20 protein-coding genes and 1 tRNA gene are annotated in these 23,117 nt (G+C 69.9%); 15 read left to right on the forward strand and 6 right to left on the reverse strand.

All coding sequences use genetic code 11. The features are described 5' to 3' along the window. Positions 1–35: 35 nt before the first annotated feature. The 5 genes from EZE58_RS16080 to EZE58_RS16100 all read left to right on the forward strand — a co-directional run bounded on the left by EZE58_RS16080 (position 36) and on the right by EZE58_RS16100 (position 8,231). Complete coding sequence (locus EZE58_RS16080) at positions 36–695, forward strand: hypothetical protein (protein ID WP_009375879.1); 660 nt, start codon at positions 36–38, stop codon at positions 693–695. After that, complete coding sequence (locus tag EZE58_RS16085) at positions 685–2,328, forward strand: DNA polymerase Y family protein (RefSeq protein WP_009375877.1); 1,644 nt, start codon at positions 685–687, stop codon at positions 2,326–2,328. The genes EZE58_RS16080 and EZE58_RS16085 overlap by 11 nt, the downstream gene beginning before the upstream one ends. Then, complete coding sequence (locus tag EZE58_RS16090) at positions 2,328–5,747, forward strand: error-prone DNA polymerase (protein WP_205772312.1); 3,420 nt, start codon at positions 2,328–2,330, stop codon at positions 5,745–5,747. Before EZE58_RS16085 ends, EZE58_RS16090 begins: the two co-directional genes overlap by 1 nt. A 125-nt stretch (positions 5,748–5,872) precedes the next feature. After that, positions 5,873–7,195: a bifunctional o-acetylhomoserine/o-acetylserine sulfhydrylase gene (locus EZE58_RS16095; protein ID WP_009375873.1), complete on the forward strand. Its 1,323-nt coding sequence runs from the start codon at positions 5,873–5,875 to the stop codon at positions 7,193–7,195. Position 7,196: 1 nt separating this feature from the next. Then, positions 7,197–8,231, forward strand: coding sequence for a homoserine O-acetyltransferase (locus tag EZE58_RS16100; RefSeq protein ID WP_009375871.1), 1,035 nt, complete (start codon positions 7,197–7,199; stop codon positions 8,229–8,231). A gap of 91 nt (positions 8,232–8,322) precedes the next feature. On the opposite strand, the gene EZE58_RS16105 is transcribed toward EZE58_RS16100, so the two are convergent. Then, positions 8,323–10,356 carry an acyl-CoA dehydrogenase gene (locus tag EZE58_RS16105; RefSeq protein WP_131247655.1) on the reverse strand — a complete coding sequence of 678 codons (2,034 nt, stop codon included), beginning with the start codon at positions 10,354–10,356 and terminating at the stop codon, positions 8,323–8,325. 50 nt (positions 10,357–10,406) lie between these two features. Further along, positions 10,407–11,054: a TetR/AcrR family transcriptional regulator gene (locus EZE58_RS16110; RefSeq protein ID WP_101623749.1), complete on the reverse strand. Its 648-nt coding sequence runs from the start codon at positions 11,052–11,054 to the stop codon at positions 10,407–10,409. 58 nt (positions 11,055–11,112) lie between these two features. Between EZE58_RS16110 and EZE58_RS16115 the strand changes: the two genes are divergently transcribed. From EZE58_RS16115 to EZE58_RS16135, 5 genes are all read left to right on the forward strand, one after another. Further along, positions 11,113–12,402, forward strand: a complete 1,290-nt coding sequence (locus EZE58_RS16115) for an acetyl-CoA C-acetyltransferase (protein ID WP_009375861.1) — start codon at positions 11,113–11,115, stop codon at positions 12,400–12,402. Beyond that, positions 12,399–13,754, forward strand: a complete 1,356-nt coding sequence (locus EZE58_RS16120) for a 3-oxoacyl-ACP reductase (protein ID WP_009375858.1) — start codon at positions 12,399–12,401, stop codon at positions 13,752–13,754. Before EZE58_RS16115 ends, EZE58_RS16120 begins: the two co-directional genes overlap by 4 nt. Beyond that, on the forward strand, positions 13,754–14,599 hold the full coding sequence (locus tag EZE58_RS16125; RefSeq protein WP_167560916.1) for a MaoC/PaaZ C-terminal domain-containing protein: 846 nt from the start codon (positions 13,754–13,756) through the stop codon (positions 14,597–14,599). The genes EZE58_RS16120 and EZE58_RS16125 overlap by 1 nt, the downstream gene beginning before the upstream one ends. 181 nt (positions 14,600–14,780) lie before the next feature. Beyond that, a tRNA-Leu gene (locus EZE58_RS16130) sits at positions 14,781–14,868 on the forward strand. A gap of 160 nt (positions 14,869–15,028) precedes the next feature. After that, positions 15,029–16,336 carry a M20/M25/M40 family metallo-hydrolase gene (locus tag EZE58_RS16135; RefSeq protein WP_009375853.1) on the forward strand — a complete coding sequence of 436 codons (1,308 nt, stop codon included), beginning with the start codon at positions 15,029–15,031 and terminating at the stop codon, positions 16,334–16,336. Here the strand turns inward: EZE58_RS16135 and EZE58_RS16140 are convergent. Further along, complete coding sequence (locus EZE58_RS16140; RefSeq protein ID WP_231882274.1) at positions 16,290–17,273, reverse strand: DMT family transporter; 984 nt, start codon at positions 17,271–17,273, stop codon at positions 16,290–16,292. The two genes, EZE58_RS16135 and EZE58_RS16140, sit on opposite strands and share 47 nt — an antisense overlap. A gap of 23 nt (positions 17,274–17,296) precedes the next feature. Continuing rightward, the gene (locus EZE58_RS16145; protein WP_176472425.1) at positions 17,297–17,500 is read right to left on the reverse strand and encodes a DUF5703 family protein; all 204 of its coding nucleotides are present in this window, start codon (positions 17,498–17,500) and stop codon (positions 17,297–17,299) included. A gap of 37 nt (positions 17,501–17,537) precedes the next feature. Here EZE58_RS16145 and EZE58_RS16150 point away from each other — a divergent pair, with 37 nt between their 5' ends. Then, on the forward strand, positions 17,538–18,278 hold the full coding sequence (locus EZE58_RS16150; protein ID WP_063250907.1) for a histidine phosphatase family protein: 741 nt from the start codon (positions 17,538–17,540) through the stop codon (positions 18,276–18,278). A 3-nt stretch (positions 18,279–18,281) separates the two neighbouring features. Here EZE58_RS16150 and EZE58_RS16155 read toward each other — a convergent pair whose 3' ends face one another. Beyond that, entirely contained in the window at positions 18,282–19,115 is an 834-nt protein-coding gene (locus EZE58_RS16155) for an undecaprenyl-diphosphate phosphatase (protein WP_063250908.1), read from the reverse strand. 69 nt (positions 19,116–19,184) lie between these two features. Here EZE58_RS16155 and EZE58_RS16160 point away from each other — a divergent pair, with 69 nt between their 5' ends. After that, positions 19,185–20,084 carry an aldo/keto reductase gene (locus tag EZE58_RS16160; protein ID WP_009375843.1) on the forward strand — a complete coding sequence of 300 codons (900 nt, stop codon included), beginning with the start codon at positions 19,185–19,187 and terminating at the stop codon, positions 20,082–20,084. Between the two features lie 5 nt (positions 20,085–20,089). Here the strand turns inward: EZE58_RS16160 and EZE58_RS16165 are convergent, their stop codons facing one another. Then, positions 20,090–20,344 (reverse strand): hypothetical protein, encoded by a 255-nt coding sequence (locus tag EZE58_RS16165; RefSeq protein ID WP_063250909.1) that lies wholly within the window; start codon positions 20,342–20,344, stop codon positions 20,090–20,092. Between the two features lie 77 nt (positions 20,345–20,421). On the opposite strand from EZE58_RS16165, the gene EZE58_RS16170 reads away from it, so the two are divergent. From EZE58_RS16170 to mshC, 3 genes are read left to right on the forward strand one after another with little or no spacing between them, the layout of a single operon-like run. After that, positions 20,422–20,985 carry a DUF3090 domain-containing protein gene (locus tag EZE58_RS16170; RefSeq protein WP_009375837.1) on the forward strand — a complete coding sequence of 188 codons (564 nt, stop codon included), beginning with the start codon at positions 20,422–20,424 and terminating at the stop codon, positions 20,983–20,985. Positions 20,986–20,995: 10 nt separating this feature from the next. Further along, positions 20,996–21,805: an SCO1664 family protein gene (locus EZE58_RS16175; protein WP_009375835.1), complete on the forward strand. Its 810-nt coding sequence runs from the start codon at positions 20,996–20,998 to the stop codon at positions 21,803–21,805. Between the two features lie 40 nt (positions 21,806–21,845). Beyond that, entirely contained in the window at positions 21,846–23,105 is a 1,260-nt protein-coding gene (gene mshC, locus EZE58_RS16180) for a cysteine--1-D-myo-inosityl 2-amino-2-deoxy-alpha-D-glucopyranoside ligase (RefSeq protein WP_009375833.1), read from the forward strand. The last annotated feature ends 12 nt before the right edge of the window (positions 23,106–23,117 follow it).

A 23,117-nucleotide genomic window follows, 5' to 3' on the forward strand; every position in this document is an offset into this window, starting at 1 on the left:
TGCCTATTTCGAACACCAGTTCGATAATAGATGTCATGTCCGCAGCACCACTCATCGAACAGCTCAGCCGGGAGATGGGGATCTCCACGGCAACGTCCCTGTTCGACGGCCATCCGCCTCGACCCGTGCATCCTGTGCTCGCGCCGATGTTCCGGCGTGGTGGCCTGCCGCGTGGAGAGATCGTCTCCTTCACCGGCGGACAGTCGCTGACCTGTGCTCTGGCAGCGATCGCCGCGTCGACCCAGGAGCAGAAGTGGTGCGCCGGGATCGGCCTCGGTGAGCCCGCAGTGTCCTCGATCGCCGACCTCGGCATCGACCTCGGCCACTTCGTCAACCTTGCGACCCCGCCTCAGGACTGGCTGCGGGTGGCCTCGATCCTCATCGAGTCCTTCGACATCCTCCTCATCGACCCTGCCTACCTCCCGAGCCCGGGGGAGCGTGCCCGACTGCTCGCGAAGGTGCGCGAGAGGAAGATGAGCGTCATCAGCCTCAGCCCGCTGTCGGGCAGCACCGAGCAGATCGAGATCACCGGTCTGCGCTGGTCGGGCACCGATCACGGTCGCGGACGGCTGCGCTCGTGCCTCGTCGAAGCCCGCTCGCAGACCGGCGTCCACCGCTTCCTCCTGCCCGGTCCCGACGGAACCCCCGCCGAGGTGTCGGAGACGGAGAGGCCGGTGATCCGCAGTGTCGGCTGATCCCACGCGCACCCTCGTCCTCACCGTTCCCGACTGGCCGGCGGTCGCCGCTGCCGTCGAGCACGAACTCAGCCCGGGCACCCCGGTCGCCGTCCTCCACGCGGGCCGGGTCATCGCCGCCAACGCCCCGGCCCGGGCCGCAGGCATCGCCATCGGCAACAACAAGCGGGCCGCGGGATACCGCTGCCCTGAGGCCCGGGTCCTTCCGTGGGACGAAGACGTCGACAACCGTCACTTCTCCGCCGGGGTGGGCGCGCTCGAGGACCTCGTCGCCCGCTTCACACTGCTGAGCCCGGGAACCCTGGCGATTCCCCTCGATGCGCTCCGGCACGGCTACCCCGATGAGGCCGCCGCCGTCGAAGCCCTCGTCTCCGCCCTCGTGCCGGCGACCGGCTGGGAGTTCTTCCCCGGCATCGCCGACACTGTCTTCGCCGCCCGCATCGCCGCCTCCCAGGCGAGCCGGATCGAACCGGGGGAGACCGTCGAGTTCCTCGCCGCCCAGCCGATCACCGCCCTCGAGTCAGCGGACGGGGACTGGGCGGAGCTCATCGACGTCTTCACCCACCTTGGGCTGCGCACTCTGGGGGCGCTCGCAGCACTCGACGCGGTCGACGTACTCTCCCGGTTCGGCCCGCAGGGACGGCGCGCGCACGACCTCGCCTCGGGACGGGACGAAGCACCGCTGCGCGACCACACCCGGACCGAGGACCTGTGCGTCGAGAGCGCACTGGAGACCCCGACGACCCGCAGCGACACACTCGGCTTCCTCGCCCGACAGCTCGCCGCCGACCTGCTCGGCCGCGTCCGCGGCAGCGGACTCGTGTGCACGCAGGTGACGATCGACCTCCTCGCCGCCGGTGGACAGTCCTCGAGCCGGACCTGGCGGATCGAGGACATGAGCGAGAACGCCATCGCCGACCGCCTGCGCTGGCAGGCCGAGGGGTGGCTGGCCAGCGTCGGACGCGGGAATCCCGGACGCGGTGGGGTCGGCAGCACCGCCGGCGGCGGCAGTGCCGTCGGACGCGGGAGCACCGGGGAAGACGCGGACGACCCGGGCCCGGATCCCGAGGACTTCTCCGAGGAGGGGATCACCGCGCTCGGCCTCACCGCCGCCGAGCTGACGACCCCGATCGGGGCGACGCGCAGCCTCTTCGATGAGAACACCGGGCAGATCACGCACACCCTCGAGCGTCTGCAGGGACTCTTCGGACCTGACTCCGTGCTCGTGCCCGGACTCCAGGGCGGGTGGGATCCGGCGGAGACGAACCTCTGGACCCCCTGGCAGCAGACGGCGTGCCCGACCCGCAACCCGCAGGCGCCGTGGCCGGGTTCCCTCGGGGCACCCCGGCCCACCACCGTCGACCATGTCGCCGTCGACGTGTTCTCAGCCGGGGGAGGACCGGTCGACGCCCGTCCGTCCGGGCTCGCGCAGCCTCCCCGCGCGATCCGGTTCCCCACCGGCACCACCGAGGCGATCGTCGACTTCTCCGGATCGTGGCCCATCGAATCCGGGTGGTGGGATCCCCAGCGGGCGACGTACCGGACCCGTCTGCAGGTCGTCACCGAGTCCGGGCGTGCGCTGCTGCTGAGCAAGGAGTCCGGCCAGTGGTATCTCACAGGGGAGTACCGCTGATGGGATTCAACAATCCGCGCACCCCGTGGTCGGAACTCGCCCGCCGCCTCGAGGGCAGAACAGCATCGAAGGGCACGCCTGCGGGCACAGCGCCGGAGGGCACGCCCGAGAGCCCCGCGGCGGACGCCCCCGCCGGGAACCGGGCGGGCTCGAACACCCGCCCGGTCGACAGGCACGCCGACGGCTCCGACGCCCCGGCCTTCTCCCGCCCCGACCGCTATCCGGTCTCCGTGGGCCCGCGCGGCCCCGACTCCATCTCCCGCTACCCGGGGTCCCTCGGCAGCGGCACCCCCGGTCCGATCCTCCTGCCCTCGCGCACCCGCCCGTGGGCGGAGCTGCATGTGCACTCCCAGTTCAGCTTCCTCGACGGGGCCTCCGACCCTGAGGACCTCGTGACCGCCGGGGCCGCCGCCGGCCTGAGCGCGATGGCCCTGACCGACCACAACGGCCTCTACGGTGCCGTCCGCTTCGCCCATGCCGCAGCCTCGGTGGGGCTGCCCACCGTCTTCGGCGCCGAACTCTCCCTCGGCCTGACCGAGAAGATCCCCGGACAGACCGACCCCGAGGCGACCCACCTGCTCGTCCTCGCCCGCGGGGTCGAGGGCTACCGCAGCCTCTCGGCCGCGATCACCGAGGCCAACCTGCGCGGGGAGAAGAACCGTCCCGTCTTCGACCTCGAGGACCTCGGGGCCAGGAGTGCGGACTGGATGATCCTCACCGGCTGCCGCAAGGGACCGCTGCGCCGGGCGCTGAGCGACCCCGACGGCGGCCTGAGCGCCCTGCGCCGGCTCATCGGACTCTTCGGCGCCGACTCCCTCGCCGTCGAACTCAGCCGCGACGGCACCCCGGACGACGACGAGAGGCTGCGCCACCTCGGCGAACTGGCATCTCGGACGGGCCTGCCGACGATGGCGAGCAGCAACGTCCACTTCGCGACCCGGGCGCACTGGCGTTCGGCACAGGTGCGCGCCTCCATCCGCTCCCGGCGTCCCCTCGACGACCTCGCCGGCTGGCTGCCGACGACCGCGGAGCACCGCATCCACTCAGGGGAGGAGATGGCCGCACGCTTCCCCGCCGAGTCGCTTGAGACCGCGGCGCGGATCGGCACGGACTGCGCCTTCACCCTCGAGACCGCGCGTCCCGACCTGCCGCGCGCTCCGATGCCCGATGACCGGGAGGCCGAGGAGTACCTGCGCGAACTCGTCACCGACTGCGGTCTGCGCCGCTACGGCACCCGCGCCCAGCACCCCCGGGCCTGGGAGCAGCTCGAGAAGGAGATGGACATGATCGCCCGGCTCGGCTTCTGCGGGTACTTCCTCATCGTCCACGACATCACGAGCTTCTGCCACCGGGAGTCGATCTTCTGCCAGGGCCGGGGTTCGGCGGCGAACTCCGCGGTCTGCTACGTCCTCGACATCACCGCCGTCGACGCCGTCAAGCACAACCTCCTCTTCGACCGGTTCCTCTCCCCGGACCGCAAGGGGTATCCCGACATCGACATCGACATCGAATCGGGCAGGCGCGAAGAGGTCATCCAGTACGTCTACGACCACTTCGGGCGGGACCGGGCGGCCCAGGTCGCCAACGTCATCACCTACCGGGCGAAGTCGGCGATCCGGGACTCCGCCTTCAGCCTCGGCTTCGCCCCCGGCCAGCAGGACGCGTTCTCGAAGTCGAGCAACCGCTGGTCGACCCTGCCCGAGGCCGACGAGTCCCCGGTGCCCGCCCAGGTCCTCGACGTCGCAGGCGACCTGCTCGGCTCACCCCGCCACCTCGGCATCCACTCGGGTGGGATGATCCTCGCCGACCGTCCCATCGGGGAGGTCGTGCCCATCGAGCACGCGACGATGGACCACCGCACCGTCGTCCAATGGGACAAGGACGACTGCGCGGCGATGGACCTCGTCAAGTTCGACCTCCTCGGCCTGGGCATGCTCACCGCCCTCCACGAGATGGTCGACCTCGTCGCCCGGCACACCGGAGAGCGCATCGACCGGGCGCTCATCGACGACGAGGACGAGGAGGTCTACGCGATGCTGCGCCGCGCCGACGCCGTCGGCGTCTTCCAGGTCGAGTCCCGCGCCCAGCTCGCGACCCTGCCGCGGCTGAGACCCGAGAACTTCTACGACCTCGCCGTCCAGGTCGCGCTCATCCGTCCCGGGCCCATCCAGGGTGGATCCGTCCACCCCTACATCCGCAGGCGGCAGGGCCTCGACCCGATCGAATACCTCCACCCGCTGCTCGAGAAGTCCCTGGAGAAGACGTGCGGGGTGCCGCTGTTCCAGGAGCAGCTCATGCAGATGGCCATCGACGTCGGCGGCTTCACCGGAGCCGATGCCGACCGGCTGCGGCAGGCGATGGGCTCACGCCGTTCGGAGAGGAGGATGGCCGAACTCGCGGAGAAGTTCCGCACCGGCGCCCGGGCCAAGGGGGTCGAAGCCGAGACCGCGGAGGCGATCTTCTCGACCATCGCCGCGTTCGCCAACTACGGGTTCCCCGAATCGCATGCGATCAGCTTCGCCAACCTCGTCTACCAGTCGGCGTGGTTCAAGTTCCATCACCATGCGGCGTTCACCGCCGGTCTCCTGCGCGCCCAGCCGATGGGCTTCTACTCCCCGCAGTCGCTCATCGCCGATGCCCGCCGGCACGGCGTGCCGATCCTGCCCGTCGACGTCGCGCGTTCGAACTCCGGCAGCGACTTGGAGCGCACCGAGACGGGGGAGCTGGGGATCCGTCTCGGGCTCACCGAGGTCTCCCACGTCGGCTCCTTCGCCGAGGTGATCGTCGCCGAACGCGCGAACGCTCCCTTCGCCTCGGTGGCCGACCTCGCCGAACGCACCGGGATCGGCAAGCAGGCCCTCGAATCGCTCGCGACCGCCGGCGCCCTGGCCGGCTTCGACCTCGACCGCAGGCAGGCGCTGTGGCTGGCCGGGGGAGTCGCCGGCGCCCACCCGGGAGTGCTGCCGGGCACGGGGACGGTCTCCCAGGCTCCCGCGCTGCCGACGATGGACGCGTTCGAGACGACCCTCGCCGAGCTCTTCTCCACGGGGATCACCGTCGACGGCTACCCCACCGAGATCCTCCGGCAGGCCCTGACCGAGCGCGGCTACGCCTCGACGGCCGATGCGGCGGCGGCCCCCGACGGCAAGCGGCTCACCGTCGCCGCCCTCGTCACCCACCGGCAGCGGCCGGCGACCGCCTCGGGGATCACGTTCATCAATCTCGAGGACGAGTTCGGGATGCTCAACGTCGTCGCCACAGCGGGGTTGATGAAGCGGTTCCGGTCCGTGGCGACGACCCGCAACGCCCTCGTCGTCACCGGCCTCATCCAGCGCGGGGGAGACGTCGTCAGCCTCTACGCGCACAAGCTCGTCCCCCTCGAGGTGCAGCTGCCGACGAAGGCCCGCAACTTCCGGTGACCGGGAGGGGAGCCAGGTGACCGTGACGAAACATGACGGTCGGTGACGGGTTCATGACGAGTTCGCCGAGGCGAGCGCCGGGAGCGGGTGAGAGTGGGATCACCACCCGCTGCGAAGGAGAAGCCATGGCCCAGTCATTCGAAACCCGCCAGATCCACGCCGGACAGGTCCCCGACCCTGCGACGGGCGCGCGCGCCCTGCCCATCCACCAGACCACCTCGTACGTCTTCGCCGACAACGACCAGGCGAAGAACCGGTTCGCCCTCGCTGAGCTCGGACCGATCTACACCCGCATCACCAACCCGACGACCGAGGTCGTCGAGAACCGCATCGCCGATCTCGAAGGCGGCGTCCACGCCGTCCTCACCGCCTCGGGACAGTCCGCGGAGTTCCTCGCCATCGCCAACATCGCCGAATCAGGCGACCACGTCGTCGCTTCGAAGAGCCTCTACGGCGGCACGTACAACCTCCTCGACGTCACCCTGCGCAGGCTCGGCATCGAGACCACCTTCGTCGACGTCGACGACCTCGACGCGTGGCAGGACGCGGTGCAGGAGAACACGAAGCTCTTCTTCGCCGAGGTCGTCTCCAACCCCCGCTCCGACATCCTCGACATCACCGCGGTCGCCGACATCGCCCACACCGCAGGCGTCCCCCTCGTCGTCGACAACACGCTCGCCACCCCGTACCTCGTGCGGCCCATCGAGCACGGCGCCGACGTCGTCGTCCATTCGGCGACGAAGTACCTCGGCGGGCACGGCACCTCGATCGCCGGGGTCGTCGTCGACGGCGGCACCTTCGACTACGGTGCCCATCCGGACCGGTTCCCCGGCTTCACCACCCCGGACGCCTCCTACAACGGGCTCGTCTACGCCCGCGACCTGGGAGCGGACTCGCCGTTCGGGGCGAACGTCTCCTACGGGCTCAAGCTGCGCGTCCAGCTGCTGCGCGACCTCGGTCCGGCGATCAGCCCGTTCAACGCCTTCCTCATCGCCCAGGGCCTGGAGACGCTGAGCCTGCGCATCGAACGCCACGTCGCCAACGCCGAGAAGGTCGCCGCCTACCTCGAGGGACACGACCAGGTCACCCGCGTCGCCTACGCCGGCCTCGAGTCGAGCCCTTGGCACGAGCGCGCACAGACCTACCTGCCCCAGGGTGTGGGCTCGGTCCTCGCCTTCGACATCGCCGGCGGCTTCGATGCCGCGGTCGCCTTCGTCGACGCCCTCGAGCTCCATTCCCTCGTGGCCAACATCGGCGATGTCCGCTCGCTCGTCATCCATCCGGCCTCGACGACCCATTCGCAGCTCGACGAGGCCGTGCAGGCCGCGGCCGGGGTCAACCCCGCGCTTGTGCGCCTGTCGGTGGGACTCGAGGGCATCGACGACATCATCGCCGACCTCGACGCCGGCTTCGCCGCGGCCGCGGCGACGCAGTCCACCGCCGCCTGAGATGACCATTCGCAGCACCTCCGTCGAGCGGATCCTCGGCTTCACCACCGACTCCGGGCACACGTTCGGCACCGTCGAGATCGCGTATGAGACCTTCGGTACGCTCAACGCCGACCGGTCGAACGCGATCCTCATCGAGCATGCGCTCACCGGCGACACCCGGGCCACCGACTGGTGGTCCGGGGTCGTCGGCCCCGGTCAGGCCGTCGACACGGATGAGTACTTCGTCGTCTGCGCGAACGCTCTCGGCGGCTGTTCGGGCACGACGGGCCCGCAGTCGCCCTTCTCCGACGGTCTGCCCTACGGGTCGAGGTTCCCCACGGTGACGATCAGGGACATGGCCCGCCTCGAGCACAACCTCACCCAGATCCTCGGCATCGAGACCTGGCACGCCGTCATCGGGGGCTCGATGGGAGGGGCCAGGGCCCTCGAGTTCGGTCTCCTCGATCGGCGCAAGACCGCGAAGTGCGCGATCATCGCCGCCCCGGCCTTCGTCGACGCCGACCAGATCGCGTGGGCGATGATGCAGGAGCGGGCGATCGAGCTCGATCCCGACTACTGTTCGGGCGACTACCAGGCGATCGGGCGCTTCCCGGCCGCCGGTCTCGGACTCGCCCGGCAGATCGCCCACCTCACCTATCGCAACGACGCCGACCTCAACGACCGCTTCTCCCGCCGGCTGCGGTCGGCGGACTACTACGAGGTCACCTCCTACCTCGACCATCAGGCGAAGAAGCTCACCGCTCGCTTCGACCCCCACAGCTACATCCTGCTCACCCGGGCCCTGCGCGACCACGATGTGCGCACCGGACGCTCCGCCGACCTCCGGACGGCCCTGGCCGAGGCCTGCACCGACAGCCTCGTCATCTCCGTCTCCTCCGATCGGCTCTTCCCGCCGAGCCAGGTCGCGCAGCTCGCCGCCAACCTGCCCGGAAGGGTCGAGCATCGGACCATCGACTCGGCGGTCGGTCACGATGGGTTCCTCACCGAGGCGGTCGCCGTCTCCGCGGCGCTGCGGGACTTCCTCACCAGTTGAGCCCGCCGCGGCGCAGAAGCGCTGTGCGGCGGGCTCAGTGTGGGCGGACTCAGCGGGACGGGCCCAGCCCGGGGTGCGGGTGCGTCCGGGTTCAGGCGGTGCGGGAACCGGTCTTCCGCAGCTGCTTCTCCGGGACCGGGTAGTCCCGCTGGGCGCGGGCGCGACGGTAGTAGGCGGCGGCCTCGGCCTGACGTTCGGCCTCGACGCCCGTGGCGATCGTCGCGCGTCGGTGATCATCGCCGTAGCCGAAGGCGTCGACGAGGTCGAGGGCGTTGGCCGCGAGCTTCGCGCACAGCCGGTTGAGGGTCTCGCCGACCTGCCGGGCCCGCGACATCGGGAGGCGACCGTACATGAGGTGCCAGCCCATGTGCTTCTCGATGAGGCTGAGGCCGTAGGTGTCGCGGAGGCGACGGAAGATCTTCTCCTGCGCGGGGTCCTTCTGCTCCTTCATCGCCTCGTCGATGGCCTTCCACTTCTCGAGTTCGACATACGCGCGGGCCATCTCGACGAGTTCGTGCTGCTGGGAGTTGAAGAGCTCGGCGGCCTTCTCCGGGGACAGCCTCGCCGCCGGGCGCAGTGCAGCGGCCAGCCCGGAGACCATGACCTCGAGGCGGGATTCGAGGAGGGTGCGCTGGAGACGACCCGAACGGATCCGCCGCTCTGAGAGATTGGGGGTGAAGACGTCGGAGATCGCGAGTCCGGCGTTGGCGAGACCCGTGCGGTAGAGCGTGTGTTCGGCGGCCTGAGTGCCGATGTAGCGGGCGGCGCCGCCGACGTCGATGTGCGCGAACTCCTTCGCGTAGTCGCCGAGGATGCGCTTGGCGACGAGCTGGAGGAGGACGGTGTTGTCGCCCTCGAAGGTGACGTAGACGTCCATGTCCGCCCGGAGGCCGACGAGGCGGTTCTCGGCCATGAAGCCGGCCCCGCCGCAGGCCTCGCGGCACTCCTGGATGACGTCGAGGGCCATCCACGTCGAATCGGCCTTGAAGGCCGCCGCTCGGGTCTCGAGCAGGGCACGGTTCTCCTCGCTGTCGTCGGCCCCGGAGAAGACCTCCTCGAACGAGGTGAGCAGCTTCTCGTGGGCGAGTGCCGAAGCGTAGGTCGCGGCGAGCGCGGGCATGAGTCGGCGCTGGTGCTGCTGGTAGTCGAGCAGGGTCGTCTCGGTGTAGTCGTCGACGGTCGTGAACTGCTTGCGTTCGAGGCCGTAGCGCACGGCGATGTCGAGGGCGAGCTTGCTCGCGACGACCGCGGCGCCGTCGAGGGAGACCCGGCCCTGGACGAGGGTGCCGAGCATCGTGAAGAACCGGCGTCCGGGGGAGTCGATCGGCGAGGTGTAGGCGCCGGTCTCGTCGACAGCGCCGTAGCGGTCGAGGAGGTTCGTGCGCGGGACGCGGACCGCGTCGAAGGCGAAGCGTCCGTTGTCGACGCCTCTGAGTCCGCCCTTGAAGCCGTCGTCGGAGATGCTCACGCCCGGCATCGGCTCTCCGGCCTCGGTGCGCACGGGTACGAAGAGCGCATGCACCCCGTGGTTGACGCCTGCGGTGATGAGCTGGGCGAAGACGACGGCGGCACGGGCGTCGCGCGCGGCGTTGCCGATGTACTCCTTCGTCGCCGCCGTGAAGGGCGTGTCGATGACGAACTCGTCGGTCTCCGGGTCGAAGGTCGCGGTCGTGCCGATCGCCGCGACGTCGGAGCCGTGGCCGATCTCGGTCATCGCGAACGAGCCGAGCAGCTGGCCCTTCTGGGCGGGCACAAGCCACTGCGCGTGCTGGTCGGGGTTGCCGAGGTGAAGGATCGCCCCGCCGAAGAGGCCGAACTGGACGCCGGCCTTGATCTGGAGGCTCGGCGAGGCGGTCACCGTCTCCTCGAACCCGGCGACAGTGCGCGCATGTTCGTTCGTCCCGCCGAGGGCGGCGGGAAGCGCGGCCATGGGGAGTTCGGTGGCGGCCATGAGTCCGACGGCGGTGAGCGTCGTCGCCCGGGTCGTCTCGAGGTCGTCGGCCGGGTCGAGATGGGTGGTCTCATCGAGGGCGAGCTGCCTGCCGAGGTGCCGGGCGTCGGCCCAGTCGCCGTCGAGGATGGTCTGGATGGCTGTCGGATCGAGGTCGAGGGCGAAGTCGTTCATGCGGATGCTCCTGATCTGATGGGTGCGGACGAGTGGATGGGCTGAGGGGGTCAGGGGGCTGGGAGTGCCGCCCCGGCTTCGGGCGGCAGCGAGGCCCAGAGCCACGTGCTCACCGAGGCGGCGAAGGCGTCGGGGGAGCCCGGTGACTTGAGCCAGGTCTCCGTCGCGGCACGGACGAAGCCGATGGCGCCGGCCGCCCAGAGCCTGCCGTCGTCGCCGTCGAACCGAGAGTCGGTGACGTCGAGGTCGAGGCGTTCGGCCAGCAGGTCGGCGACCTCGGAGAAGAAACCGCCCTGCTCGCCGGGATCGAAGCGGCCCACGGCCTGGTCGCAGAACCGGTAGACGTTCGGTGCTCCCGCGGCGAGGCCGACGAAGGCGCGGATCATCGCCTCGAGGGTGTCCCGGCGGTCGACGGGTCGTGCGTCGTCGGAGTCGGCGACGGTGGTGCTGGCTTCGTCGAGGGAGTTCGCGATCACCTGCATCGCCCAGTCGCCCATCGCCTCCTGGAGACCCGCACGATCGGTGAAGTAGCGGTAGAGCACGGCTTTCGTCGTCCCGGAGAACTCCGAGATCTGCTCCATCGAGAGGTCGTCGCCGCGTTCGTCGACGACGTGGCGGACGGTGCGCAGCAGCTCGCGCCGGCGGGAGTCGCGGTGCTCCTGCCACCTCGTCGAGCGGCCGTCTGTGAGCGATTTCATGTTACAGACGGTATCAGGTACTGTCGGTATCAGCTAATTCCACTCAACGGAGGTGCCAATGTCCGCTCCCACCCACCGCGCCGTCATCCTCGGCGGCAACCGCATCCCCTTCGCCCGCTCGAACAAGCAGTACGCGAAGGCGAGCAACCTCGACATGCTCACCTCGACGATCGACGGCCTCGTCGCCCGCTTCGGCCTCGCCGGGGAGACGATGGGCGAAGTCGCCGGCGGTGCCGTGCTCAAGCACTCGAAGGACTTCAACCTCACCCGTGAGGCCGTGCTCGGATCGGCACTGTCCCCGACGACTCCGGCCTTCGACATCGGCCAGGCCTGTGCGACCGGACTCGAGACCGTCGTGAGCCTGACGAACAAGATCAACGCCGGACAGATCGAGTCCGGCATCGCCGCGGGCGTCGACTCCGCCTCCGACGCCCCGATCGTCGTCGGGGACTCGCTGCGCGAGATCCTCCTCGAACTCTCCCGCGCTAAGACGCTCACCCAGCGGATGCGCATCGCCGCCCAGATCCGGCCCGCCTACCTCGCTCCGCAGGCCCCGTCGACCGGTGAGCCGCGGACGGGCCTGAGCATGGGTGAGCACCAGGCGATCACGACCGCCGCCTGGGGGATCAGCCGGGAAGCGCAGGACGAACTCGCGCTGGCCTCCCACCAGGGACTTGCCCGCGCGTGGGACGAGGGCTTCTTCGACGACCTCGTCACCCCCTACCTCGGGGTGAGCCGGGACACGAACCTCCGGGCCGACTCGAGCCTCGAGTCCCTCGCGAAGCTCTCCCCGGTCTTCGGCAAGCGGCTGCCGGAGCCGGCGACGATGACCGCAGGCAACTCGACGCCGCTCACCGACGGCGCAGCCTCCGTCCTGCTCGGCAGCGAGGAGTGGGCCGCCGACCACGGCTTCACCCCGCTGGCCCGGATCGTCGACGCCGAGGCCGCCGCCGTGGACTTCGTCGACGGCGCCGAGGGCCTCCTCATGGCCCCGGCCTACGCGGTGCCCCGCCTGCTCGCGCGCAACGGGCTCACGTTCGAGGACTTCGATGTCTTCGAGATCCACGAGGCCTTCGCCTCGACCGTCCTCTGCCACCTCGCGGCCTGGGAGTCCGAGGAGTTCAGCCGCGAGAAGCTCGGCCTCGACGGACCCTTCGGCACGATCGACAGGACGAAGCTCAACCCGCTCGGCTCGTCGCTCGCCGCCGGGCACCCCTTCGCCGCCACCGGCGGGCGCATCATCGCGACGACGGCGAAGTACCTCAAGCTCACCGGAAAGAAGCGCTCCCTCGTCTCGATCTGCGCCGCAGGCGGACAGGGACTCACCGCGATCGTGGAGGCAGCATGAAGGACACCTACCTCGACCTCATGAGCGGACCGCTCGGCAAGGTCGCCAAGACCCTCGGGCTGCCCCAGCCCGTCGAACTCCAGCGCTTCGACTCCACTCCGGAGTCGTACCGGCGCAAGCCCGTGCTCGTGCTCGGTCCGGGCTCAGGAGCACAGACGATCGCCGACCTGCTCCTCGACAACGGCTTCGAGGTCCGCAGGCACGCGGTAGCGGGCGAATCGCTGCGGGCGATCATCGCCGTCCTCGACGAGGCAGCGACCCCCGAGGGGCTCTCGGAGACCGTCCTCGCCGTCGGCGGCGCGCTGCGTTCGCTGGCGAAGTGCGGCCGGGTCGTCACGATCTCACCGGCCCTCGACCCGGACGAGCAGGACCCGCAGCTCGCCGCGACCGCGCAGGGGCTGACCGGCTTCACCCGGTCGCTCGCCCATGAGATGCGCCGGGGTGCGACGGCCAACGGCATCCTGCTCGGACCCGGCGTCGGCATCGACGCCCCTTCGGTCACCGCCGCCCTGTGGTTCCTCCTCTCGGGCAAGTCCGCGTACGTCGATGGGCAGTTCCTCACCGTCGGATCCGGTGCCGGTACCGCGGCCACCGATGCGCAGTTCCTCGCCACCGGCACGGACGGCCCTCTGGCGGGGCGCACGGCCGTGGTCACCGGTGCCGCCCGCGGCATCGGCGCCGAGGTGGCCCGTGTCCTCGCCCGCGACGGCGCCCACATCATCGGCGTCGACATGCCCCAGGCCGGGCAGGCCCTGGCGCAGGTGATCAACGCCGTCGGCGGGAAGTCCCTGCAGCTCGACATCACCGCAGACGGTGCCGCCGACGCCATCGCCGAGGCGGCCGGGGGTCGCGTCGACATCCTCGTCCACAATGCGGGGATCACCCGGGACAAGCTGCTGGCGAACATGGACGCCTCCCGGTGGGATTCCGTCATCGCCGTCAATATCGCCTCCCAGGCGCGGATCAACGCCCGCCTGCTCGATGAGGGCCGCTTCGCCGAGGGGGCGCAGGTCGTCTCCCTGGCCTCGACCTCGGGGATCGCGGGCAACCGCGGGCAGACGAACTACGCGACGTCGAAGGCCGGGGTCATCGGACTCACGGCCGCCTCGGCGAGGGACTTCGCGGCACTCGGGGGCACGGCCAATGCGGTCGCCCCCGGGTTCATCGAGACCGACATGACTGCGGCGATGCCCGCGCTCACCCGTCAGGTCGCCCGTCGCCTCTCGAGCCTCCAGCAGGGCGGACTGCCCGTCGACGTCGCCGAGACCATCGCGTTCCTCGCCTCGGCCTCGGCGCGCGGGATCAACGGACAGACCCTGCGGGTGTGCGGTCAGAACATGGTGGGTGCGTGATGAGCATGCTTCCCGTCTATGCGAAGGCCCTCGTCAAGGCCCTGCCGTTCGGTCCGCAGCCGGGCGCCTCACTCCCGGACCGGGAGATCGGGCGCAGCGTCGCCCTCGAGGCGACCGCGTACGCCGGGTTCACCCGGGTCGTCGAAGCGCCGCTGACCGACACCGTCCACCCCGGCTACCTCCACATCCTCGCGTTCCCGCTGAGCATGCAGCTCCTCGCCGACCCGGCGGTGCCGCTGCCGCTGGTGGGCATGGTCCATGTGCGCAACCGGACGGACGTCCACCGGCCGGTGCGCATCGGTGACGTCGTCGACCTCAACGTCTCCCTCGCCGGACCCTTCACCCACCCGGCGGGCACGACGATCGACGTCGTCATGCGCGCCTCGGTCGACGGCGAACTCGCCGTGACGGAGACGACGACGTACCTCGCGAAGGGCAAGCACCTCGACGGGGCGAAACCCCAGGAGCAGCCCGAGCGCGAGGACTTCGTCGCTCCGCGGCCGACCGCGCTGTGGCGGCTCGACCCGATCATCGGACAGCGCTACGCGAAGGCCTCCGGGGACTACAACCCGATCCACCTCAACGGGCTCGCCGCCCGCGGCTTCGGGTTCCCCCGCGTCATCGCCCACGGCATGTACACGGCATCCCGGGCACTCGCGGTCGCCGACCCGAGGCTCGATGCCTACCGGTGGGACGTCTCGTTCGCCAAGCCGATCCTCCTGCCCTCGACGGTCGGGTTCGCCTTCACCGCAGGCCACCGGCACGAGAGCGCCCGGTTCGCGGTCTTCGACCCGGCCAAGGGCAAGCCGCACGTCCTCTCCTCCGTCGAGGCGATCGAGGGCTGACCGGCACCGGCGAGCCCGTCGGTGACCGGCACCGGTGAGCCCGCCGGTGAACGCCCCATGACGTGCCCCTGACGACGGCATGAACCCCGTGGTCAGGGGCCTCGTCATGTGGGGTCGCTCACATAGTGCCGATTCGATTTTGCGTCGCCGGAGATGGCGTGTAGAGTAATTCCTGTTGCCAGCGCGGGTGGCGGAATTGGTAGACGCGCTAGCTTGAGGTGCTAGTGTCCAACTTATCGGACGTGGGGGTTCAAGTCCCCCTTCGCGCACAACAGAGAAGGCCCTTCCGGAGAGATCCGGGAGGGCCTTCCGTGATTCACAGGACTGTCGGTCCTCACGCACCCGGTCCTCGGCACCCGGTCCTCGCGTCCGGTCGCGTGTGGGATAACGTGGATCCTGTCCAGCACGCCGCAACGAAGGGGATCGACAGTGTTCGACTTCAGCACCGCCGAGGCCGAGGTGACCTCCCTGTGCCAGCAGCTCATCCGCATCGACACGCAGAACTGGGGCGGGAACAAGGCCAACCCCGAACGGCCGGCCGCCGAGCTCATCGAGTCCTGGTTCGCCGAGGTGGGGCTGGACTCGACGATCGTCGAATCCGCTCCCGGCCGGGCGTCCCTCGTCACGCGCATCCCCGGTGCCGATGCGACCGCTCCCGCGCTCGTCGTCCACGGTCACACCGACGTCGTCCCGGCCGCCGCCGAGGACTGGAGCGTCGACCCCTTCGCCGGCACCATCAAGGACGGGCTCCTCTGGGGCCGCGGCGCCGTGGACATGAAGGACATGGACGCGATGATCATCGCCTCCGTGCGTGACATGGTCCGCCAGGGTCTGACCCCGCGCCGTGACATCATCGTCGCGTTCTTCGCCGACGAGGAGGCCGGCGGTGAGTACGGTGCCCGGTACGTCGTGCGCAACCATCCCGAGTTCTTCCGCGGTGCCACCGAGGCGGTCTCCGAGGTCGGCGGCTACTCCGTCGACATCCGCGGTCAGCGGGTCTACCTCATCCAGACCGCGGAGAAGGGCCTCGCCTGGCTCAACCTCATCGCCCACGGCTCCGCCGGGCACGGGTCGCAGCGCAACGACGACAACCCCGTCACCCGTCTCGCCGCGGCGATCGCGCGCATCGGCGAACACGAGTGGCCGCAGGAGATCCCGATCGCGACCCGACAGCTGCTCGAAGGCGTCTCCGAGATGACCGGCATCCCCTTCACCGCAGAGACGATCGGTGAACTGCTCGCCGAACTGGGCTCGGTCGAGAAGTTCGTCGCCCCGACCCTGCAGAACACGTCGAACCCGACCTACCTCGACGCCGGCTACAAGCACAACGTCATCCCCGGGACTGCGACCGGCTACGTCGACTGCCGCACGCTGCCCGGTCAGCACGAGGACGTCATGCTCACGATCAAGGAGCTCGCGGGGGAGGGCATCGACATCGAGGTCAACGAGGAGGGTCCCGCTCTCGAAGCCCCGTTCGAGGTTCCCCTCGTCGCGCAGATGCAGGCGAGCCTGCGCAGCGCCGACCCCGAGGCGGCGATCCTGCCGTACACGCTCTCCGGAGGCACCGACAACAAGTCGCTGTCCGAGCTCGGCATCGCCGGCTACGGCTTCGCGCCGCTGCGCCTGACCGGCGACCTCGACTTCCCCGCGATGTTCCACGGGGTCGATGAGCGGGTGCCCGTCGACGCCCTCACGTTCGGGACCCGCGTCCTCGGCGACTTCCTGATGAAGGCGTGATCGTCACCGCGATCCCCGCGAGCACTCCTGCGGCGCTGAGCACCGTCGTCACGCTCACGAGCGAGCCCGGCAGCGGCAGCAGGGCGTCGAGGAGCATCGCCCCGAGCAGGTTGCCGAAGAGCGAGAAGAGGTTGAGCAGGAGCACGCCGAGGCGGGCGACCGTGAGTGAGGTCAGCCCGATGAAGACGACCCCGAACGCCCCGCCGAGGAGCAGCCACCACTGACCCGGTGCGGTGGGGAAGTCCGTCCACCGTGCACCTGCGGCCATGACGAGGGCGGTGGCGAGGACGAGGGCGAGCAGCCCCGTCGCGAAGTTCGTGGCGGTCGCGACGAGCGCCGAGCCGGAGACGGCCCGGATCCGACCGTTGAACGCCTGCTGGACGGCGGTGAGGGTGCCCGAGGCGAACGGCAGCAGGGGAGCCCAGAGCGGCACTCCGCCCGCCAGTCGCTCTTCGGTGCCGACGGCGAGGGCGGCCAGGACGATGAGGACGCCGAGGATGCGCAGCAGGGTGGGTCGCTGTCGGCCACCGGGCGGCAGCCTCGTCGAGTCGACGACGAGTCCACCGGTGACCTGCCCCGAGACGAAGGCCATCGTGAACATCGCCACGCCCATGATCGGCACAGTCGTCGCCTGTGCGACGACGACGAGCGCCCCGCTGAGTCCGCCGAGGAGCATCCACCACGGCTGCCTGCGGGAGCGCACGAGACGGACGAGGACGGCGGTGCCGGTCCGGGCCCGTGGCGAGCAGACGAGCACGGCGCCGACGATGAGGAGACCGGTGGCGAAGGAGACGAGGGCGGCGAAGACCGCGTGACCGAGGACGGGGCCGAGCAGGCCGTTCGCCCGTCCCTGGAGCGACATCGCCGCACCGGCGACGATCGTGACGAACCCCGCTGTGAGCAGCGTGAGGAGGGAGGATGCCCCGGGCCCAGCCAAGCCCGAGGAACCGCGGGCTGCGGTCAACCGGCGGCAGGCAGCGGCATGATCTTGCGCCGCAGCCACACGGTGCGGGTGCCGCCCGCGGTGATCCTGGTCCGCGCAAGCTCCCACTGGCCGTACTCGGCCTGGTCGTTGAGCTCCTGCAGCGTGACGGAGCGCGGGACGTCCTTGGAGAAGGAGACCGACCTGTACTCGTAGGTCATTCTCGGGCGCTGACGTTTCATAGGCCCACTGTAGACGATGTGGGCTAGTCTGGATCGTATGCCCGTCATCGTCCTCCTCAGGCACGGACTCTCGAGCGCGAACACGGCAGGGATACTGGCCGGACGCGCCCCCGGCGTGTCACTGACCGAGGACGGAGTCCGCGCTCTCGAGGACACACTGCGGATGCTTCCGCGCAGCGACTTCTCCCGCCTCCTCCATTCCCCGCTCACGCGGTGCGCGGAGACGGCGGCGATCGCCTCACGCTTCGCCGGATTCGGGACGACGGAGGTGGCCGAGGACTTCATCGAACTCGACTACGGCGACTGGACGGGGCGCCGCCTCGAGGATCTCGTCACCACCCCCGAGTGGGAGACCGTGGCGCAGCGGGCCTCGCAGATGCGCTTCCCCGGTGGGGAGTCGATCGCCGAGGCGGCAGATCGTGCGGTGGCCGGCGTCGCCGGGCTCGTCGCCGAACTCCGTGCTGTCGAGGAGGCGAAGCGCGAGGCCGCGCAGGCGAGCGCCGAAGAGGCTGGGAAGGACGGCGGCGGGGGAGACGCTGGGAAGGACGGCGGCGACCTCCGCGAATGGGCGATGGTCGTCTCTCACGGCGACATCATCAAGGCGATCATCGCCGATGCGCTCGGCATGCCCCTCGACGACTTCCAGCGGCTGTCGGTGGCCCCCGGGTCGTTCACCGTCATCGACTACACGGGACGCGTGCCGGTGATGACGGCGATGTCGATCACCGCCGCCGGGCTCTCCGTGTCAGGAGTGCCCGGCGGCGGTGGACTCGCGTGAGCCTCAGAGCGGCTGGAGGACGTTCGTGGCGAGCAGGATGTAGATAAGGATGCCGAGCGCCACCCGGTACCACACGAAGATCGCGAACGACCGGGTCTTGATGTAGCCGAGGAACCAGTGGATGACGACGAGGCCGAGCCCGAACGAGATGACGGTCGCGAGGATCGTCGGTCCCCAGCCGAGGACCATGTCGTTGGCCCCGAGGCTCTTGTAGATCCCGTAGAAGCCCGAACCGAGGACGGCGGGGATCGCGAGGAGGAACGAATAGCGGGCGGCGGCCGGGCGTTCGAAGCCCATGAAGCGACCGGCCATGATCGTCCCGCCGGAGCGGGAGACGCCGGGGATGACGGCGAGTGCCTGCGCGAGACCGTAGACGATGCCCTGCCCCCACGTCATGTCTTCGAGGGTGTACTGCTTCTTGCCCACCCAGTCGGCGAAGCCGATGATGAGGCCGAAGACGATGAGCATCGTCGCCGTGATCCACAGGCTCCGGAAGGCGCCTTCGATGTAGTCCTCGAAGAGGAGGCCGATGACGACGATGGGGATCGAGCCGATGATGATGAGCCAGCCCAGCCGCACCTCGGGGTCCTTGCGATCGTGTCGGCCGACCAGCGCCTTGCACCACTTGGTGATGATGGAGACGATGTCGTGCCAGAAGTAGACGACGACGGCGGCCTCCGTGCCGATCTGGATGATCGCCGTGAAGAAGGCGCCCGGGTCCTGACCCGGGAGCAGCCATTCCCCGACGATGCGCACGTGCGCCGACGACGAGATCGGAAGGAATTCCGTGAGTGCCTGGACGATTCCGAGCACGGCGGCCACGAGCCAGTCGTACATGGGTCTCCTTGAGAAGGGGGTGGGGGAACGTGACCACGGTAGTCGGCGAATCGGGTAACCTCAAGAATCATGAAGCACAACCGCCTCGGCACGACCGGTCTCGACGTCAGCGATGTGGGCCTCGGCACATTCGAATGGGGACACCGGGTCGATGCGGACGGGGCGCAGCGCCTCGTCGACGACTTCGCCGCCGCGGGCGGGAATCTCCTCGAACTCCCCAGCTCCGGCCTCCACGCCGCCGCCGTGCTCGGACAGCTCACCCTGCCCGATGACCTCGTGCTCGCCGGCCGGGTCGGAGTCTCGGTCAGTGAGTCCTCCCACATCGAGCTCGGCCTCGGGCGCGCCCGCATCCTCGACCAGGTGCGTCGGCTGCTCGAGACCACGGGGCGCGACCACCTCGACATCCTCGTCCTCGACGTCTTCGACGAAGAGGTCGACCGCTCCGAGACCGCCTCGGCGATCGACACCCTGCTCACCCTCGGCACCGTCCGCTACGTCGGCGTCTCCCACCACACGGGCTGGCAGCTCGCAGAGATGCGGGGTGCGGGCATTCCGATCGCCTGTGCTCTCACCGAGTACTCGCTGCTCAACCGCGATGCCGACGCCGACCTCGTCCCCGCCGCCGACTACGCGGGAGTGGGGATCATCGCTGGAGCCGGCCTCGGGCGCGGCGTGCTCACGGACAAGTATCAGCGGGCGACCCCGCAGGACTCCCGTCTGGCCGGGGAGCTCTCCGACTACGTCTCCGCCTACCTCGACGACCGGTCGGCGAAGGTGCTTGCCGGGGTGCGTCGGGCGGCGGGGGCGCTCGGCGTGAGCACGACCGACATCGCCCTGGCCTTCAACCGCGACCGCGGGATTGCCTCGACGCTCGTCTCAGCACGCACCCCCGAGCAGCTCGCGCAGATCCTTGACAGCGACGTCGCCCTCGCCCCGGAGATCGCCGAGGTGCTCGAGCAGATCTCCTGAGCGGCTCACCTCCGGGAGTCGACCTCGTCCTCAACGTCGTCGGCCTTCGCATCCTCGACATCGTCGAAGAGCTCGAAGGGGGTGACCTCGTCATACGCGGTGTAGATGGCGTCTTCGTAGATCTCGAAGGCGTCGGCGAGTGCCATGTAGGCGGCTTCGACGCGAGGGTCTTGGTCTCCGTTGCGGTGCGCGGATGCGGCGAAGTGCTCCCTCACCGCTTCGAGGAATGCGTCCAGGGCCTCACGAGGATCTGTGCTCATGACTCAAATGTATCCCAGGCGGGAGAGAGAAGCCTAGGGTTGAGGGAGCAGGACGGCTTTGAATTACCCTAGACGGCATGGCCTCACTCTACGATCACCCCACCCCTGATCGCTTCGTCGTCGGCACGGTCGGTCTGCCGGGGGAGCGGACCTTCCTCCTCCAGGCGAAGTCCGGGTCCGCGCTGACGACCGTGATCGTCGAGAAGGAGCAGGTGGAGATCCTCGCCGACCGCATCACCGAGCTCCTCGACATGGTGATGATCAAGGACCCCGCCGCCCGCGTCCCGCAGACGGCGATCGATGACCGGATCGACAACGCCGGTCTCAACGTCCCCATCGACCCGGAGTTCCGGGTCGGGACGATGAGCCTCGGCTGGGACACCGTCGCCCACGAACTCGTCGTCGAATGCTTCGAACTCACCGAGGAGGACGCGCAGGCGGGAACCTCGGCCGACCCCGACGACGACGCGGTCGAGCGCGACGTCCTGCGCACCGTCCTCGACGCGGCCGGAGCCCGCGAGTTCGCCCGCCGCGCCGAACAGGTCGTCTCCGCCGGGCGCGGCGACTGCCCGTTCTGCTCGCTGCCGCTCGAGCCGGAGGGACACCTCTGCCCGCGCGCCAACGGCGTGGCCCGAGCCTGAAGCGCGGAGGATGACCCGCGACCTCATCGAGACCGCTCTCACCCAGGGCGAGTCGACGCTCATGGGCGACATCCCACGGGCGAGCAATGCCACCTCCCTCGTCGTCGTCGAATCCGGGGAGCACACACTCAAAGCCGTCTACAAGCCGATGTCGGGGGAGCGGCCGCTGCGGGACTTCCCCCGCGGGACGCTCGGGCTGCGGGAGGTCGCGTCCTACCGACTGAGCCGGCATCTCGACCTCGGCGTCGTCCCCCCGACCGTCCTGCGCACCGACCTCCCGGCGGGACCCGGCTCGCTGCAGGCCTACGTCGAGGACGCCGGAGACGACGACCCCGTGGCACTGACCGGGGTGGCCGAGATCCCCGACGGGTACGTGCCGATGTTCGCTCTGCGCACCGAGGAGGGACGCGACCTCGTCCTCTCCCACAGCCTCGGCGCGGGGCTGCGGCGCATCGCCTTCTTCGACCTCCTCGTCGGCAACGCGGACCGCAAGGCCGGACACATCATCACCGGCAGCACCCTGCCCGGCGACCCCGACGCCGAGAGCACCTACGGCATCGACAACGGACTGAGCTTCCACACCGACGAGAAGCTGCGCACCGTCCTCTGGGGCTTCGCGGGCGAAGCGTTCGATGCCGCGGAGACGGCGGCCCTGCAGGCCGTCTCCGCCATGCCCGACGAGCTCGCTGAGAGCCTCGGCGAGTGCCTGGCTCCCGCGGAGATCAGCGCCCTCACTGACCGCGCCGTGGCTCTCACCGAGGCCGGCGCCTTCCCCGAGCCTCCGGGGGATCGCACGGTCATCCCGTGGCCCCCGATCTAGGAAATGCTCGAATCCCGGCCTCTCGGTTAGGCTGGTCTGCGTGAAGTCTTGGTCCGCTCCCGAACTGCCCTCTCTGTCCACCCCCGGCATCCTGCCCACGGTCTTCGACACGGGGGCGCGCAGTCCTCGGAAGCTCACCGGCAAGGACGGGACGGCGACCCTCTACGTCTGCGGGATCACCCCCTACGATGCGACCCACCTCGGGCATGCGGCCACCTACGTCGCCTTCGATCTGCTCGGTCGGGTGTGGCGCGACGCCGGACTCGACGTCGTCTACGTCCAGAACACCACTGACGTCGACGACCCCCTCCTCGAACGCGCGGAAGCCACCGGCGTCGACTGGCGCGAACTCGCCGACTCCCAGATCCAGCTCTTCCGCGACGACATGGAGGCGCTGCGCGTCGTCCCGCCGCAGGACTATGTCGGCGTCGTCGAATCGATCCCGCAGATCGCCGAGGCGGTCGCGGCGCTCATCGAGGCCGGAGCGGCGTACACGCTCGAGACCGGCGACGTCTACTACCGGGTCGCCACCCCGGTCCAGCCGCCCTTCGGCAGCGTCAGCCACGACGACAAGGCGACGATGCTGCGGCTGTCGGCCGAACGCGGCGGAGATCCGGAGACCCCGGGCAAGGAGAACCCGCTCGACCCGCTGCTGTGGCGGGCCGCGCGTGACGGCGAACCGTCCTGGGACGGGGGCAGCCTCGGACCGGGCCGACCCGGCTGGCACATCGAGTGCACGGTCATCGCCGAGGAGAAGGCCGGACTGCCCGTCGACGTCCAGGGCGGGGGCAGCGACCTCGTCTTCCCCCACCACGAGATGGGGGCCGCGCACAGTGCGGCATGGCTCCACCGTCCGCTCGCGAAGACCTACATGCACACGGGCATGGTCGGCTACCAGGGCGAGAAGATGAGCAAGTCGAAGGGCAACCTCGTCCTCGTCTCCCAGCTGCTCGCCGAGGGCGTCGACCCCATGGTCATCCGCACGGTGCTCCTGTCCAACCACTACCGCAGCGACTGGATGTTCACCCCCGAGCTGCTCGAGGCGGCGGAGAAGCGGCTCGCTGCATGGCGACATGCCGCAGACCGCGAGGCCGAATGCCGGGAGGGCCTGCGCGGACACATCATCGCACTGCTGCGCGAAGCCCTCGCCGACGACCTCGACAGCCCGCGGGCGCTCGGGATCCTCGACGAATGGGCCGAGCACTACGCGGACTCGCCGGCAGGGGATGCCGGACCGGTGAGCGGCGACCGCGTCGCCGACGCCGTCGACTCCCTCCTCGGGATCCGCCTGCGCGACTGAGACCGCGTGCTG

The organism is Brevibacterium sp. LS14, assembly GCF_012027885.1.
Taxonomy (GTDB): domain Bacteria; phylum Actinomycetota; class Actinomycetes; order Actinomycetales; family Brevibacteriaceae; genus Brevibacterium; species Brevibacterium casei.

Coding starts and splice junctions, on each gene's coding strand:
- EZE58_RS16080 (WP_009375879.1), top strand. CDS start 36: ATGTCCGCAGCACCACTCATCGAACAGCTCAGCCGGGAGATGGGGATC.
- EZE58_RS16090 (WP_205772312.1), top strand. CDS start 2,328: ATGGGATTCAACAATCCGCGCACCCCGTGGTCGGAACTCGCCCGCCGC.
- EZE58_RS16095 (WP_009375873.1), top strand. CDS start 5,873: ATGGCCCAGTCATTCGAAACCCGCCAGATCCACGCCGGACAGGTCCCC.
- EZE58_RS16100 (WP_009375871.1), top strand. CDS start 7,197: ATGACCATTCGCAGCACCTCCGTCGAGCGGATCCTCGGCTTCACCACC.
- EZE58_RS16105 (WP_131247655.1), bottom strand. CDS start 10,356: ATGAACGACTTCGCCCTCGACCTCGATCCGACAGCCATCCAGACCATC.
- EZE58_RS16110 (WP_101623749.1), bottom strand. CDS start 11,054: ATGAAATCGCTCACAGACGGCCGCTCGACGAGGTGGCAGGAGCACCGC.
- EZE58_RS16115 (WP_009375861.1), top strand. CDS start 11,113: ATGTCCGCTCCCACCCACCGCGCCGTCATCCTCGGCGGCAACCGCATC.
- EZE58_RS16120 (WP_009375858.1), top strand. CDS start 12,399: ATGAAGGACACCTACCTCGACCTCATGAGCGGACCGCTCGGCAAGGTC.
- EZE58_RS16125 (WP_167560916.1), top strand. CDS start 13,754: ATGAGCATGCTTCCCGTCTATGCGAAGGCCCTCGTCAAGGCCCTGCCG.
- EZE58_RS16145 (WP_176472425.1), bottom strand. CDS start 17,500: ATGAAACGTCAGCGCCCGAGAATGACCTACGAGTACAGGTCGGTCTCC.
- EZE58_RS16150 (WP_063250907.1), top strand. CDS start 17,538: ATGCCCGTCATCGTCCTCCTCAGGCACGGACTCTCGAGCGCGAACACG.
- EZE58_RS16155 (WP_063250908.1), bottom strand. CDS start 19,115: ATGTACGACTGGCTCGTGGCCGCCGTGCTCGGAATCGTCCAGGCACTC.
- EZE58_RS16160 (WP_009375843.1), top strand. CDS start 19,185: ATGAAGCACAACCGCCTCGGCACGACCGGTCTCGACGTCAGCGATGTG.
- EZE58_RS16165 (WP_063250909.1), bottom strand. CDS start 20,344: ATGAGCACAGATCCTCGTGAGGCCCTGGACGCATTCCTCGAAGCGGTG.
- EZE58_RS16170 (WP_009375837.1), top strand. CDS start 20,422: ATGGCCTCACTCTACGATCACCCCACCCCTGATCGCTTCGTCGTCGGC.
- EZE58_RS16175 (WP_009375835.1), top strand. CDS start 20,996: ATGACCCGCGACCTCATCGAGACCGCTCTCACCCAGGGCGAGTCGACG.